The sequence below is a fragment of the Streptomyces tibetensis genome, from assembly GCF_007655005.1.
Taxonomy (GTDB): domain Bacteria; phylum Actinomycetota; class Actinomycetes; order Streptomycetales; family Streptomycetaceae; genus Streptomyces; species Streptomyces tibetensis.
This window is the reverse complement of sequence record NZ_SZVW01000014.1, coordinates 1-15083: the sequence shown is the minus strand read 5'-3', so window position 1 is coordinate 15083 and position 15083 is coordinate 1. Positions and strand designations below refer to the sequence as shown.

Below are 15083 nucleotides of genomic sequence, written 5' to 3'. Positions count from 1 at the left end.
TGCCGTATGCGGTCAAGCGCCATATCGCGTTACGCCCCGACGGCCAACCCCGCATCCCCCGCTGCCCTCCCCCGCCCCTATCGTGACCGGCATGCAGTCCTACACGATCGGCCAGGCAGCACGGCTGCTCGGCGTCAGCCCGGACACCGCCCGCCGCTGGGCCGACGCGGGCCGCATCACGACCCACCGTGACGAGACCGGGCGCCGTCTCATCGCCGGGCGGGACCTGGCCGCCTTCTCGGTCGAGCTCGCCCGGTCCGGCACGGCCGAAGAGGACGCCCCGTACACCTCGGCCCGCAACGCCTTTCCCGGCATCGTCACCGCGATCAAACTCGGCGACGTCGCCGCCCAGGTCGAGATCCAGGCCGGCCCGCACCGGCTCGTCTCACTGCTCACCCGCGAGGCGGTGGAGGAACTGGGCCTGGAGGTCGGCATGGAGGCGACGGCCCGCGTGAAGTCGACGAACGTCCATATCGACCGCGTCTGAGGGGGGCCGGGAAGGTCGACACACACCTACACATACCGCCCCGATCCGCCCATCGGGGCCACCGTGCACCCATGAGCCTGAGCATCCGCAACCAGCTCCCCGGCACGGTCACGGATCTCGCCGCCGGCGATGGGGTCGGTCCGCCGCACGGTCGAGGGCGGTGAGCTGTCCTCCGCGATCACCAGGAACGCCGCGGAGGACCTGACCCTGTCGCCCGGGACGCCGGTCGTCGCTCTGATCAAGGCGACCGCCGTGTCACTCGCCACCGCATGACACGGCGGTGAACGACGAGAGGGGCCCCGCACCGCGGAGCCCCTCCCTGTGACCGGTCGGCCGATCAGTCCTCGTACGCGTCCAGCGGCGGGCAGGAGCACACCAGGTTCCGGTCGCCGTAGGCCTGGTCGATGCGGCGCACCGGCGGCCAGTACTTGTCCGCGGTCGACACCCCGGCCGGGAAGACGGCCTCCTCACGGCTGTAGGCGTGCTCCCACGCCCCGGCGAGCGCGCCGGCGGTGTGCGGGGCGCCGCGCAGCGGGTTGTCCTCCGCGGGCCACTCGCCGGAGCCGACCTTCTCGATCTCCGCGCGGATGGCGATCATCGCCTCGCAGAACCGGTCCAGCTCGGCCAGGTCCTCCGACTCGGTCGGCTCGATCATCAGCGTGCCGGCCACCGGGAACGACATGGTCGGCGCGTGGAAGCCGTAGTCGATCAGCCGCTTGGCGACGTCGTCGACGCTCACGCCGGTCGCCTTGGTCAGGGGCCGCAGGTCGATGATGCACTCGTGCGCGACGAGACCGCCGGGGCCGGTATAGAGCACCGGGTAGTGCGGCTCCAGCCGCTTGGCGATGTAGTTGGCGCTGAGCACGGCCACCTGCGTGGCCCGCTTCAGCCCCTCGCCGCCCATGAGCCGGACGTACGCCCACGAGATGGGCAGGATGCCGGCGGAGCCCCACGGAGCCGCCGAGATGGGACCGACGCCCGTCTCCGGGCCCGCCTCGGGCTGCAGCGGGTGGTTGGGCAGGTAGGGCGCGAGGTGCTCGCGCACGGCCACCGGGCCGACGCCCGGGCCGCCGCCGCCGTGCGGGATGCAGAAGGTCTTGTGCAGGTTCAGGTGGGAGACGTCCCCGCCGAAGTGCCCCGGCTTGGCGAGCCCGACGAGCGCGTTGAGGTTGGCCCCGTCGACGTAGACCTGCCCGCCCGCCTCGTGCACCTGCGCGCAGATCTCGGAGACGTGCTCCTCGAACACACCGTGGGTGGACGGGTACGTGATCATCAGCACGGCCAATTCGTCGCGGTACTGCTCGATCTTGGCCCGCAGGTCCGCGACGTCGATCTCGCCGTCGTCGGCGGTCTTCACGACGACGACCTTCATGCCGGCCATCACCGCGCTGGCGGCGTTGGTGCCGTGCGCGGACGACGGGATCAGGCAGACGGTGCGCTGCTCGTCCCCGTTGGCCCGGTGGTACCCGCGGACGGCGAGCAGACCGGCCAGCTCGCCCTGCGACCCGGCGTTCGGCTGGAGGGAGACCTTGTCGTAGCCGGTGACCTCGGCGAGCCGGTCCTCCAGCTCGTGGATGAGGGTGAGGTAGCCCCCGGCCTGCTCGGCGGGCGCGAAGGGGTGCAGCTGCCCGAACTCGGGCCAGGTGACCGGCTCCATCTCGGTGGTCGCGTTGAGCTTCATGGTGCAGGAGCCCAGCGGGATCATGCCCCGGTCGAGCGCGTAGTCGCGGTCGGCCAGCCTGCGCAGGTAGCGCAGCATGGCGGTCTCCGAGCGGTGCTGGTGGAAGACGGGGTGCGTCAGGCAGTCGTCGGTCCGCAGCAGCGCGCCCGGAAGCCCGTCCTCGGTCGCCGCGTCCAGCGCCTCGACGACACCATCGACACCGAAGGCCGCCCACACGGCGCGCAGCTGGGCACGCGTCGTGGTCTCGTCGCAGGCGATCGAGACGTGGTCGGCGTCGACGAGACGCACGTTGACCCCGTTGTCCCGGGCGGCGGCCACGATCTCGGCGGCCCGGCCCCCGACCCGCAGGGTCAGGGTGTCGAAGTACGCCCCGTGCACGACCTCGACCCCGCCGCCCGCGAGCCCGGCGGCCAGGACCGTGGCGTACCGGTGGGTGCGCCGCGCGATGCCCTTCAGGCCCTCCGGGCCGTGGTAGACGGCGTACATGCCGGCCATCACGGCGAGCAACACCTGCGCGGTGCAGATGTTGCTGGTCGCCTTCTCGCGGCGGATGTGCTGCTCACGCGTCTGCAGCGCCAGCCGGTAGGCCTTGTTCCCGTCGACGTCCACGGACACGCCGACGAGCCGCCCGGGCAGGCTGCGCGCCATCTTGTCCTGGACCGCCATGTAGCCGGCGTGCGGTCCGCCGAAGCCCATGGGCACGCCGAAGCGCTGCGTCGTCCCGACGGCGATGTCCGCCCCGAGCTCACCGGGCGACTTCAGCAGCGTCAACGCCAGCAGATCGGCGGCGACGGTGACGAGCGCGCCGAGCTCGTGCGCCCGGTCGATGACCGGCTTGATGTCCCGCACGGCACCGGAGGCACCCGGGTACTGGAGCAGGACGCCGTTGATCTCGCGCTCGGCGATCTCGGCGGGGATGCCCTCACTGAGGTCGGCGACGACGACCTCGACGCCGGTCGGCTCGGCGCGGGTCTGGATCACCGCGATGGTCTGCGGCAGCGTGTCCGCGTCGACCAGGAACAGGCCCTTCTTGTTCTTGCCCAGGCGCCGCGACAGCGCCATGGCCTCGGCGGCCGCCGTACCCTCGTCGAGCAGGGAGGCGCCCGAGGTCGGCAGTCCGGTCAGGTCGGCGACCATGGTCTGGAAGTTGAGCAGCGCCTCGAGCCGGCCCTGCGAGATCTCCGGCTGGTACGGCGTGTAAGCCGTGTACCAGGACGGGTTCTCCATGACGTTACGCATGATGACCGGCGGCGTGAACGTGCCGTAGTACCCGAGGCCGATCATGGAGCCGAGGACCTGGTTGCGGTCGGCGAGGGAGCGCAGCTCGGCGATCACCTCGGCCTCGCTGCGGGCGCCGGGCAGGTCCAGTGCCTCGGCGCTCTTGATCACGGCCGGGACAGCGGCGGCGGTCAGCTCGTCCAGCGAGCCGTAGCCGACATGCGCGAGCATCTTGGCGCAGGCCTCGTGATCGGGGCCGATGTGGCGCTGCTCGAAGGGGACTGCCTCTTCGAGCTCGGAGAGCGGAATGCGGTGGGCGGTCATTACGGAGGCCTCCTGGTCGACACGACCTGCGAGGGGCACCACGGCACGGGTACCCGGACGGCCTCCCCCTCTGTCATCTCAACCTGAGAGCTTCACCGGATCGCCCGAAGGCCCCCGGCTTTCACCGTCGGTGAGAGCGGAAGCCGTCGACACCCGCCCTGCTTTCCAGAGTGACCTCGTCCGTGCGGTACGTGTGCCTGAGAGATTCCGGGGAGGATTTGCTCCTTCGGCGCCTCCGATGGTGTCTGGAGGACTCTCCCGCACGGGGTCAACAGCCGCTGCCAGCGTACCAGCGAGGCCAACGCACGAACCTTCGAGTGGCCGCATCCCCGCTTGTACCGTTTTGTGGTGTTTACAAATGAGGCGCGACCATGTGGAGGGCCCGTGCGAACCGATATCGATCCGCGCAACCTGATCGGCCGCAAGGCGTTCGACCGCAACGGGACCAGGATCGGCACCATCGACGAGGTCTACCTCGACGACGCCACCGGCGAGCCGGAGTGGGCGGCCATACGGACCGGCCTGTTCAGCAGGGACGCCTTCGTCCCCCTGGAGCCCAGCGAACTGATCGAGGGCGCTCTCCACGTCCCCTTCGAACGCGCCCTGATCAAGGACGCCCCCGACTTCGGCGTGGGCCGCCACCTCTCCCCCGAGCAGGAACTGCAGCTCTACCACCACTACGGTCTCGACGTCGCCGCCCCGCCCCCGCTCCCGGACCACGACTTCGGCAAGCTGGCGGGCACCGACGAAACGGCCTGAGACCCCGCCCCGGGTACCCGGTCTCCCCCCTCGGGCCCCCGTAACACCAGGGGCAACGGATCCGCCGCCTCCAGATCCGGATCGTCGACCCGGAAGGTCCGCACCCGCCCGGGCTCCGAGTCGGGCGTCTCGAACCGCACGGTGACCCGCCCCAGACCGCTGCCCTGCACCCAGCCGTGCCCGAACTCGGCGTGCCGCACATCGTGCCCGGCGGGCCAGCGCCGCCCGGCGAGCGGCAGCGGCTCCTCGACCGGCGCCACGGAATGCTCCTCGACCGGGCCTTCCGCGACCGCCCGCTCCCCCGCCGCCTGGGCGAACAGGTCCTCCTGCGTGTAATCGGCGAGCCCGCTGACCCCCACCCCGAGCAGCCGCACCCCACCGGTCGTGTCGACCGAGTCCAGCAATCTGGCCGCCGCCTCGCGGACCACCGCGGGGTCGTCCGTGGGACCGCGCAGCGTCTCGGAGCGGGTGAGCGTCGAGAAGTCGTACCGCCGCACCTTCAGCACGATCGTCCGCCCGGAGAGCCCGGCCCCGCGCAGCCGCCGCACGCACCTCTCGGCGAGCCGCTGCACCTCCAGCCCGACCCGCGTGCGGTCGTGGATGTCCACGTCGTAGGTGTCCTCGACCGACACCGACTTCGCCTCGCGCTCCGCCACCACGGGCCGGTCGTCCCGTGCCAGCGCCATGGCGTAGAGACCGTGTCCGTGTGCCTTGCCCAGCAGCCGGACCAGCTCGTCCTCGCCCGCCTCGGCGATCTCCTCGACCGTGGTGATCCCGGCCCGCCTCAGATGGTCACCCGTCGCCGGCCCCACGCCCGGCAGTGTCCGCACCGACATCGGCCCGAGCATCGCCCGCTCGGTCCCCGGCTCTATGACCACCAGCCCGTCCGGTTTGGCCTCCTCCGAGGCGATCTTCGCGAGCATCTTGGAGGCGGCGAGCCCCACCGACCCCGTGAGCCCCGTGACGGCACGGATGTCCGCGCGCAACTTCACCCCGGCCAGCCGCGCCGACCGCTCGTCCCACGCCACTCCGCCGGCCTCCAGGTCCACGAACGCCTCGTCCAGGCTCAGCGGCTCCACCAGCGGCGACAGCGCGCGCAGCAGCTCCATCACCTGCTCGCTGATCGACCGGTAGAAATGGAAGCGCGGCACGAGATACGCGGCGTTGGGCGCGAGCCGGCGGGCCTGCCCCATGGGCATCGCCGAATGCACCCCGAAGACCCGGGCTTCGTACGACGCGGTCGCCACCACGCCCCGCGGCCCGAGCCCGCCCACGACCACGGCCTTCCCGCGCAGACTCGGCTTGGACGCCTGCTCCACCGAGGCGTAGAAGGCATCCATGTCGAGATGCAGGATCGTGGGCGAGGTTCTCACACCCCCGATGCTGCCCTACGCCACTGACAACGCCCCCGCCCCGCCGCTCCGAACGCCTCACGGCAAGCCGCTCACGGCCCCGGCAACGCCCTCCGGCGAGACCGCTCACCACCCGGCAACGCCTTCTCTGCACCACCGGACTAAGCCCTCCGGCCAGAAAGCGCTTACGGCCCGGCGCGGAAACGTCCCGTCTCCTTCGACCGCGTACGCCCCCTGCCGCAGGACGACTCAGACGGCCCGGTTCCTCCGGCGCGCCAGCTCGTCCGCCGGGTTGGGCCCGACCAGGGTCTCGCCGGTGTCGATCCGCTCGCCGTGCAGCTGGGACAGTGCGCTCTCGACGTCCCGCCACACCACCCCGACGGCGATCCCGAAGACTCCCTGGCCCCCCTGGAGCAGGGCATGGACCTCATCGGGCGAGGTGCACTCGTAGACCGTCGCGCCGTCACTCATCAGCGTCATGCGCTCGAGGTCGCTGAAACCGCGTTCCCTGAGGTGCTGGACGGCGGTGCGGATGTTCTGCAGCGACACCCCGGTGTCGAGGAACCGCTTGACGATCTTCAGGACGACCACGTCCCGGAAGCTGTACAGCCGCTGCGTCCCGGAGCCGTACGCGGGGCGCACACTGGGCTCGACGAGCCCGGTGCGGGCCCAGTAGTCCAACTGCCGGTAGGTGATACCGGCGGCCGCACAGGCCGTGGGGCCGCGGTAGCCGATCTGCTCGGACGCCATGGACGTCGCCCCTCCGCTGGTCGGCACCGCTGCCGGTCGCTGCGGAGCGTGATCGGCCGCACCACCGGGCTGGGGGCATCCCCCTCCCGGGAGAGGCCGTGAGCCGGGGGGAGGGTACGGACCGCTCGCCCTGAGAATGCGCTCGGGGCCGCCCCCAGCCGTACCGTCGCCGCTGCTTCTCACGCCGACCTCCGTCCTTGACCTGCCTTCTCGACGGTAGGCAGTCACCAGGGGTGCGTCAACGATCGCCACACTCGCCACGCCGAGTGATAATCACCCTGAGAGTGGTTTCCCGTGCCCCGTCGCGGGGAAAGGCTAGCCGAATGTGCCCGGAACGGGCCGTGTGACGCTCTCACACGCCACCGGCACATGCGGGCATTTCACCCGCCACACACGGCGGGCGACCCTGCCACGGACCACATCGTCCGCCGGGCCGCCCACACGCTTCTCAGGCCGCTGCCGCCCCCGAGGAACTCACTGGCTGCTGCTGCCGAAGTCCTCAGGGGAAATCTGGTCGAGGAACTCGCGGAACTTCTCCACCTCGTCCTCCTGCTCGTCCGGGATCGCGATACCCGCGTCGTCGAGCACCGTGTCACTGCCGTAGATCGGCGTCCCGGTGCGCAGCGCGAGCGCTATGGCGTCGGACGGGCGGGCGCTCACCTCGACGCCGCTGGCGAAGACCAGCTCCGCATAGAAGACGCCCTCACGCAGGTCCGTGATGCGCACTTCCGTGAGCTCCTGGCCGACGGCTTCCAGCACGTCCTTGAACAGGTCGTGTGTCAGCGGCCGCGCGGGAGCCATGCCCTGCTGGGCGAAGGCGATCGCCGTCGCCTCCCCCGGTCCGATCCAGATGGGGAGGTAACGGTCGCCTCCCACTTCACGCAGCAGCACGATCGGTTGGTTGGAGGGCATTTCGACCCGGACACCTACGACATCGAGCTCGTTCACACAGCAACCCTAGGCCGTGCCCGGGACGTTTGGGTAGTCGGGCCGGGATCGGGCGCCTGATCCAGCCCCCCGAGCAACCGCCCGTCTCAGGGCAGCCGCACTCCGAGCGCCGTCTGCACCAGCGCGGCGTGCAGCTTCACCGTGAGCCCCGCCAGCTCCTTGGCGCGGGCCTCGGCATGAGCCCTGGTCTGCGGGTTCCGGTGCCGCTTCAGCGGCGCCACCACCTGGTCCACGAGCCCGGCCTCCCGGTCGGCGGCGGCCTTCATCGCCCGCAGGTGCCGCGGCTCGATGCCGAACCGCCCGAGCTCCACCACCAGCAGGGCCACGGTGACCGCCTCGGCGTCGTAGGCCCCGTCCTCCAGCGGGGTGAGGAGCCCGTAGGACTCCCACTCCTTGAGCTCCTGCTCGTCCACGCCGACGGCCGTGAGCAGCTCGTCCCGCCCGATCCTGGCCGCTGTGGGCGGCTCTGACGGCTCGGGCGCGGATTCGCCGTCCCGCTGGCGGCCCACGACCGGCAGCTGCACGGCCTCACCACGCTCCATGGCCTCCAGATGCTCCCGGATCACCTTCAGGGGCAGATAGTGGTCCCGCTGCATCCGCAGGACGCGTCCGAGGCGCTCGACGTCACGGGCGCTGAACTTGCGGTATCCCGAGGGGGTCCGCTGCGGCTCGATGAGCCCTTCCGACTCCAGGAAGCGGATCTTGGAGATGGTCACTTCGGGAAACTCACCGCGCAGCGCGTTCAGCACCGCGCCGATGCTCATCAGCCCACTGTCCGTGGCGGCGGTGCCGTGCCCGGCACCGCCGCTCGGTGTATGAAGCATGGACCTTCCCTGACGGATGGACCTTCGCTGGGTCTGCCCGGACGCAGCCGGTCAGTAGCCCCGCTGGCTGGCGTAGAAGACCAGCCGGTACTTGCCGATCTGCACCTCGTCGCCGTTGTTCAGGGCGACCTGGTCGATCCGCTCCCGGTTCACGTACGTGCCGTTCAGGCTGCCCACGTCGGCCACCGTGAACGAGCCGTCCTGGGCTCGGCGGAACTCCACGTGCCGCCGGGAGACCGTCACGTCGTCCAGGAAGATGTCGCTCTGCGGGTGCCGGCCGGCCGTGGTCAGGTCGCCGTCCAGCAGGAAGCGGCTGCCCGAGTTCGGCCCACGGCGTACGACCAGGAGCGCGGAACCCAGCGGCAGCGCGTCGACGGCGGCCTGCGCCTCGGGGGACAGGGTCGGCATCGGCGTCTGACCGGTGGTCTCGCTGTCGTAGGCCTCGAGACCGGAGATGGAGATCGTGGAGGTCGTCTCGGACGGACGCTCCGGTGCCGCCCCCGCCCGCAGCGGCGCGCCGCAGTTGGAGCAGAAACGGCTGTTCTCCGCGTTGCGGTTACCGCACCTCGTACACACCAGGGCCGACATCGGATCCTCCTGCCGCGGCTGCCCACCGGGGGCGTTGGACGCGTACGGGTCGGAAAACCCTCCACCCGCACTTGAGGCTGACGGTTGCCCGAAACCTATGCCGCCGGACTGTGCAGGGTCAACCGAAGGCGCGCCCTGACCACCGGAGACATCGCCGCCCGGGCCGCCGACCTGGTCCCGGAACAGCGGCCGCTGGCCTTCCGCGTCAGGCTGTGCGCGATGACGAGCGGTCGCGTTGTCGCTACCTTCTCGCGCGCTCTTGCCGAACAACTTCGCAAACAACTTCACGGGCGATTCCCCTTGACCGAAACAGACCCGCCCGTGGGGCAGGACGAACCCTGACTGAACACTCTGGCCGACCCGGACATCCTGACAACGTCCGTCTGCACCAGACAGTTTCCACCACGCACCGCCCATTCGGTGCGCCGACCCCCCGCAACCTCATGCCCTCGCCGAACGCCGCCCATGCACCCTCGGTTCACTGCGAGGACGACCGAGCGTAGTCAGGCCGCTTCGCTGCTCGCAAGGCGTCCACGACGATGTCGGTCGACCGCTCGATCGTGACGGTGGCCTGTTCCTTCTCGAGAGTCTGCACCACACCTCCGGGGATGTTGAGCGCCGGCTCGAGATCCTGCGGCTTGCCGATGACCTTGAAACGATAGGGCGCGTTGATCTTGTTCCCGTCGACGCCCACGCCCTTGCCCGAGTCCGTGAGATACGTACCCGCGACCACCCGAACACCGTTGACCTGGATCGCCTCGGCACCCGCCGCGCGCAGCTCCTGGATCGCGTCGAGCAGCATGTCCGCCTCGACCGTCCCCTTCGTGTCCTGGATCGTCATGGTGATGCCGGGCCCCTGCGCGGGCACCGTGCCCGCCAGGATGCCGAGTTGCCTCTCCTTCTCGACCGTCTGCTTCCGGGCCTCCTCCGCCTGGTCGGAGCTGTTCTCCAGCTCGTCGCGCTGCTTCTCGAGACCCTGCTTCTCGTCCTCAAGACGTTGAGTACGGTCATCCAGTTCATCGAGGATGCGGACAAGATCTTCCTGTCGCGCCCCACGCAGCGCATTGTCGCTGTCGCTGTTCGACGCCACCTGCACCGCAAGACCGAACCCGAGACCGAACAGCAGCACGGCGACGATGAGTTGGGCCCGGGTCACGCGCGGCGGCCACACCCCCTGTGCCAGCCGCTGCCGCCCGGTCAGCCGGGGCTCGGGGTCCGGCTGCGGTTCCGGTGCCTGCTCGGGCTCCGGCTCCGCCGGGGTCTCCTTGGCCGCGGGCGCCTCCGCCGGCCCGGCCCCGGGAACCTCTCGGGGCAGTTCCTTGCGCAGCCTGTTCCCGGACTCGTCACCGCCGTCGCGCGTGTTGCCCTGCCCCTCGGCGGGATCGGCGGGCTTGGGGGGCTTCTCGTCGTGCTCGTTCATCGGCCTCACGCCCGGAACACGTGCCGGCGGATCGCCGCGGCGTTGGAGAAGATGCGGATACCGAGGACGACCACCACTCCGGTGGACAGCTGCGCACCCACACCCAGCTTGTCACCCAGGAACACGATCAAAGCGGCCACGACCACGTTCGACAGGAACGACACCACGAAGACCTTGTCGTCGAAGATCCCGTCGAGCATGGCTCGCAGACCGCCGAAGACGGCGTCGAGCGCCGCCACGACAGCGATCGGCAGATAAGGCTCGACCACCGCCGGAACCTCAGGCCGGACCAACAGGCCGGCCACGACTCCCACCACGAGGCCCAGTACGGCGATCACGATGTGCCCTTCTCGCTCTTCTCAATGCTCGGCTGTGCTGTTCGTACGATCACACTCGGTGCGGCGGGCAGCCGGAGGTCGTCCTCCACGGAGATGCCTGTCCTGATGCCGTAGCTCTCCTGCAGCGCGTTGAGGTACAACCCGTCCGCGCTGTCCTGGAACCGTGTGCTCAGCCGCTGCCCGTCCCCCACCGCGAGCACCGTGTACGGCGGCACCAGCGGCTTGTTGTCGACCAGTATGGCGTCCCCGGCGGCCCTGATCGCGGACAGCGCCGTCAGCCGCTGCCCGTTGATGGAGACGGCTTCGGCACCCGACTCCCACAGCCCGTTGACCACGCGCTGCATGTCCCGGTCACGCACGCGACCGGTGTCGGAGAAGCCGGAGGTCTCCCGCGGGTTGCCATCGCCACCGGAGGCGGCTTCCTTGGCGTCGTTCACGACGAGCTTCACACCGGGGCCGTGCACCGCGACCGCACCCGACAGGATGCCCGCCAGGTCGGAGTCCCCGCTGCCGCCGCTGTGCTTCAGTGCCTCGCGCTGTCGTGCGCCCACGTCCGCGCGCAGCTCGTCGACGGTGTCCGCCAGCTTGTCCGCCGCCTCGGTCTCCCGGTCGATGCGGTCGACCAGCTCTTCCCGCTCCTTGGCGACGACCGGAGCCGCGACCCGCGCCTGCGCCGCCCCGACGGTCACGACGAGGGCCGCGAGCACCAGTCCGGCGGCGAGCCCCAGCTTCGCCCTGAGCGTCTTCGGCATGCCGCTGTCACCCGCGGCCTTCTTCCGCTCGGCGGCCTCGGCGTATCCGTCGTCGAGGCTGTGGTCCATGACGTTGGTGAGCAACGACATGGACGCATCCGGGCGCCGGGGCCGCGTGGGTGTGCTCCGAATGGGGGGTTGCTGCGGCATGCCGCACATCGTCGCACGTCGCGAGCACTACCTTCGAACGGGGCCACCGGCGTGCCGGACAGGCCCCGTTGGGGACACGTGTCCGGCACGCACGCGTGCAGCCCGTTCTACCGGCCGGCGCTGTCCACGACCGCCGACCATTCGTCCAGCAGGGCCTGCGCGGAGGCGTCGTCCGGCCCCTCGGCCCACAGGTGGGTGACGGCCTCGGCCGGGTCTGGCAGCACCATCACCCAGCGGCCGTCGGTCTCCACCACACGCACACCGTCCGTGGTGTCCACGAAGCGATCTCCGGCTGCTTCGACGACCCGACGCATCACGAGCCCCTTGACGGCCCACGGGGTCGCCAGATCCCGCTTCAGGACGTGCGCCCGCGGGATCCTCGCGTCGATCTGGCTCAGGGTGAGCTGCGTCCGCGCCACGAGCCCGATGAGCCGTACGAACGCCGCGGTGGCGTCGTAGACACTGCTGAACTCGGGGACGATGAACCCGCCCTTGCCGTCACCGCCGAAGATCGTCCCTTCCTCACCGCCCACGCGTGTGAGGTCGTCGGGAGAGGTGGTCGTCCACTCGACCTGCGTCCCGTGGTACGCCGCCACCTGCTCGGCGATCCGGGTGGTGGTCACCGGAAGCGCGACCCGGCCGCTGCGCCGCTCGGCGGCGACGAGGTCGAGCATGACGAGCAGTGCCCGGTCGTCCTCGATGATCCGGCCCTTCTCGTCGACGAGCGACAGCCGCTCACCGACGGGGTCGAACCGCACGCCGAACGCGGCGCCCGAGGACGCCACGATCTCCCCGAGGCGCACCATCCCCGACCGCCGCATGTCGGCCGTCTCCGTGGGCCTGGACTCGTCGAGCCCGGGGTTGATCGTCAGCGAATCGACCCCGAGCTTGCCGAGGAGGCTGGGCAGGACGAGTCCCGCACTGCCGTTGGACGCGTCCACGACGACCTTCAGCCCCGACTCGGAGATGCCTGTCGTGTCGACGTTCCGCAGCAGCGACCCGGTGTACGAGTCGAAGACGCTGGCCGGGAAGTGCAGATCCCCGATCTCCCCGGGGAACGCCCGACGGTACTCCTGCCTCGCGAACACTCGGTCGAGCTTCCGCTGGCTGCCCTGCGACAGGTCCGCACCGTTCCCGTCGAAGAACATGATGTCGACGGAGTCCGGTACCCCGGGGGTGGTACGGATCATGATCCCGCCCGCACTGCCGCGCGCGGTCTGCTGCCGGGCCACGGGCAGCGGCACGTTCTCCAGGTCGCGCACGTCGATCGCGCTGGCCTGCAGCGCTGAGATCACCGCCCGCTTCAGCGCACGGGCACCACGCGAGTGGTCCCGGGCCGTGGTCACCGTCGAGCCCTTCTTGAGCGTCGTCGCATACGCGCCGGCGAGCCGCACCGCGAGTTCCGGCGTGATCTCGACGTTCAGGATGCCGGACACACCACGGGCACCGAAGAGATGCGCCTGGCCCCTGGACTCCCAGATCACCGAGGTGTTGACGAAGGCACCGGCCTCGATGGTCTTGAACGGATAGACCCGCACATTGCCCTGGACGATCGATTCCTCACCGATCAGGCACTCGTCACCGATGACCGCCCCGTCCTCGATCCGCGCCGCGCGCATGATGTCGGTGTTCTTGCCGACCACGCAGCCACGCAGATTGCTGTGCGGCCCCACGTAGACGTTGTCGTGAACGACGGCCTTGTGCAGGAACGCACCGCTCTTGACGACCACATTGGAGCCCACGACGGTGTGTTCACGGATTTCGGAGCCGGCCTCGACCTTGGCGTAATCGCCGATGTAAACAGGCCCGCGGAGTACGGCGTCGGAATGGACTTCCGCCCCCTCGGCGACCCACACGCCCGGGGAGATTTCGAACCCGTCGATGTCGACGTCGACCTTGCCCTCGAGGACATCGGCCTGTGCCTTCACATAGCTCTCGTGGGTGCCGACGTCCTCCCAGTAGCCCTCGGCGATGTAGCCGTAGATGGGCTTGCCTTCCTTCATCAGCTGCGGGAAGACATCACCCGACCAGTCGACGGGCACGTCGGGCTCGACGTAGTCGAAGACCTCGGGCTCCATCACGTAGATGCCGGTGTTCACCGTGTCGGAGAAGACCTGGCCCCAGGTGGGCTTCTCGAGGAAGCGCTCCACCTTGCCTTCCTCGTCGACGATGGTGATCCCGAATTCCAGCGGATTGGGCACACGCGTCAGGCAGACGGTGACCAGCGCGCCCTTCTCCTTGTGGAAATTGATGAGCTCGGTGAGGTCGAAATCCGTCAGAGCGTCACCGGAGATGACAAGGAAGGCATCGTCCTTCAGCGCTTCCTCGGCGTTCTTGACGCTCCCGGCAGTACCGAGTGGCTTCTCCTCATTGGCATAGGTGAGCTCCATACCCAGCTCTTCGCCGTCGCCGAAGTAGTTCTTGACGAGCGAGGCCAGGAACTGGACGGTCACGACTGTTTCATTGAGCCCATGCCTTTTGAGCAGCCGAAGAACATGCTCCATGATCGGCCGGTTGGCCACCGGCAGGAGCGGCTTGGGCATGCTTGAGGTCATAGGGCGAAGGCGTGTGCCTTCGCCTCCGGCCATCACGACGGCCTTCATGTCGGAAGCGTCCTCCTCGAAGAGACGGTCTAGCCGACTTCCCCCGCCAGGATTGTCCCGCACTTATCCGGTACAGGCCATCGCTCCGCTACGGCAGCAGGACCATCCGAGAGTTCAATCGGCTATGGCGTCCGCACGGACCAGGCGGCGGACTTGTACCACGTAGAGGACTCCTGCCCACCAGTACAGGGTTGTACCCCATCCGGCGAACGCCCATCCGAAAATAGCAGCCAGTGACGAGATCCAGCTGCTTCCGTCACTCAGCAGAAGCAAGGGGAAGGCGTACATCAGGTTGAAGGTGGCGGCCTTACCCAGGAAGTTCACCTGGGGCGGCGGATAGCCGTGCCGGCGGAGGATGCCCACCATCACCAGCAGAACCAGCTCTCGCGCAAGAAGTGCGGCCGTCAACCAGAGGGGCAGAATCTCACGCCAGGTGAGGCCGACCAGGGTCGAGAGAATGTAGAGCCGATCGGCCGCAGGATCGAGGAGCCGGCCGAGGCTGCTGATCTGGTTCCAGCGCCGCGCGAGCTTGCCGTCCAGGTAGTCGCTGACGCCGCTCAGAGCGAGTACCAGAAGGGCCCAACCGTCACTCTGGGGTCCGCCGAACTCAGGGAGCAGGATCAGCCACAGGAAGACGGGTACGCCGACGAGGCGGGCCATGCTGAGGATGTTCGGGATGGTGAGCACACGGTCCGTCTGGACGCGAGTCTCCTGAACCTCCACCCGGGGGCCTCCTGTGGGAAACGTGCCAACGATGCCCCCTGACCCTACCTCAACGCAAAAAAGCTCTGGCTCTTGGGCTGTGTGCCCAAGAGCCAGAGCTCTAAAAGGAGTTCGGCGGCGTCCTACTCTCCCACAGGGTCCCCCCTGCAGTACCATCGGCGCTGTA

14 protein-coding genes and 1 riboswitch are annotated in these 15083 nt (G+C 69.5%); of the genes, 3 read left to right on the top strand and 11 right to left on the bottom strand.

Annotated elements, in window-relative coordinates; all coding sequences use genetic code 11:
* The first annotated feature begins 91 nt into the window (after positions 1 to 91).
* Together FDO69_RS23675 and FDO69_RS23670 are read left to right on the top strand one after the other, a co-directional pair.
* The gene (locus FDO69_RS23675; RefSeq protein ID WP_104781865.1) at positions 92 to 487 is read left to right on the top strand and encodes a TOBE domain-containing protein; all 396 of its coding nucleotides are present in this window, start codon (positions 92 to 94) and stop codon (positions 485 to 487) included.
* 129 nt (positions 488 to 616) lie between these two features.
* The gene (locus FDO69_RS23670; RefSeq protein ID WP_104781864.1) at positions 617 to 760 is read left to right on the top strand and encodes a TOBE domain-containing protein; all 144 of its coding nucleotides are present in this window, start codon (positions 617 to 619) and stop codon (positions 758 to 760) included.
* Positions 761 to 824: 64 nt separating this feature from the next.
* On the opposite strand, the gene gcvP is transcribed toward FDO69_RS23670, so the two are convergent.
* Positions 825 to 3710, bottom strand: a complete 2886-nt coding sequence (gcvP, locus tag FDO69_RS23665; protein ID WP_104781863.1) for an aminomethyl-transferring glycine dehydrogenase — start codon at positions 3708 to 3710, stop codon at positions 825 to 827.
* A gap of 175 nt (positions 3711 to 3885) precedes the next feature.
* Positions 3886 to 3981, bottom strand: a riboswitch (glycine riboswitch).
* A gap of 113 nt (positions 3982 to 4094) precedes the next feature.
* Between gcvP and FDO69_RS23660 the strand changes: the two genes are divergently transcribed.
* Positions 4095 to 4469, top strand: coding sequence for a PRC-barrel domain-containing protein (locus FDO69_RS23660; RefSeq protein ID WP_031104789.1), 375 nt, complete (start codon positions 4095 to 4097; stop codon positions 4467 to 4469).
* Here FDO69_RS23660 and FDO69_RS23655 read toward each other — a convergent pair.
* The 10 genes from FDO69_RS23655 to clsA form a co-directional block, all read right to left on the bottom strand.
* Positions 4388 to 5842, bottom strand: a complete 1455-nt coding sequence (locus FDO69_RS23655) for a DNA polymerase IV (RefSeq protein WP_104781862.1) — start codon at positions 5840 to 5842, stop codon at positions 4388 to 4390. The two genes, FDO69_RS23660 and FDO69_RS23655, sit on opposite strands and share 82 nt — an antisense overlap.
* 228 nt (positions 5843 to 6070) lie before the next feature.
* Entirely contained in the window at positions 6071 to 6754 is a 684-nt protein-coding gene (locus FDO69_RS23650) for a MerR family transcriptional regulator (RefSeq protein ID WP_104781861.1), read from the bottom strand.
* 291 nt (positions 6755 to 7045) lie between these two features.
* Complete coding sequence (locus FDO69_RS23645; RefSeq protein ID WP_003988851.1) at positions 7046 to 7519, bottom strand: bifunctional nuclease family protein; 474 nt, start codon at positions 7517 to 7519, stop codon at positions 7046 to 7048.
* An 86-nt stretch (positions 7520 to 7605) separates the two neighbouring features.
* A complete protein-coding gene (ftsR, locus tag FDO69_RS23640; protein WP_104781860.1) occupies positions 7606 to 8343 on the bottom strand; it encodes a transcriptional regulator FtsR in 738 nt (245 codons plus the stop codon).
* 51 nt (positions 8344 to 8394) lie between these two features.
* Positions 8395 to 9348 carry an FHA domain-containing protein gene (locus FDO69_RS23635; RefSeq protein ID WP_104781859.1) on the bottom strand — a complete coding sequence of 318 codons (954 nt, stop codon included), beginning with the start codon at positions 9346 to 9348 and terminating at the stop codon, positions 8395 to 8397.
* 61 nt (positions 9349 to 9409) lie between these two features.
* Positions 9410 to 10351, bottom strand: a complete 942-nt coding sequence (locus FDO69_RS23630; protein WP_170320935.1) for a DUF881 domain-containing protein — start codon at positions 10349 to 10351, stop codon at positions 9410 to 9412.
* Between the two features lie 5 nt (positions 10352 to 10356).
* Complete coding sequence (locus FDO69_RS23625) at positions 10357 to 10689, bottom strand: small basic family protein (protein ID WP_003988855.1); 333 nt, start codon at positions 10687 to 10689, stop codon at positions 10357 to 10359.
* The gene (locus FDO69_RS23620; protein WP_104781858.1) at positions 10686 to 11600 is read right to left on the bottom strand and encodes a DUF881 domain-containing protein; all 915 of its coding nucleotides are present in this window, start codon (positions 11598 to 11600) and stop codon (positions 10686 to 10688) included. Before FDO69_RS23620 ends, FDO69_RS23625 begins: the two co-directional genes overlap by 4 nt.
* Before the next feature lie 98 nt (positions 11601 to 11698).
* On the bottom strand, positions 11699 to 14194 hold the full coding sequence (locus tag FDO69_RS23615) for a mannose-1-phosphate guanyltransferase (protein ID WP_104781857.1): 2496 nt from the start codon (positions 14192 to 14194) through the stop codon (positions 11699 to 11701).
* Between the two features lie 114 nt (positions 14195 to 14308).
* Complete coding sequence (gene clsA / locus FDO69_RS23610) at positions 14309 to 14917, bottom strand: cardiolipin synthase ClsA (protein WP_053674126.1); 609 nt, start codon at positions 14915 to 14917, stop codon at positions 14309 to 14311.
* Positions 14918 to 15083: the final 166 nt, after the last annotated feature.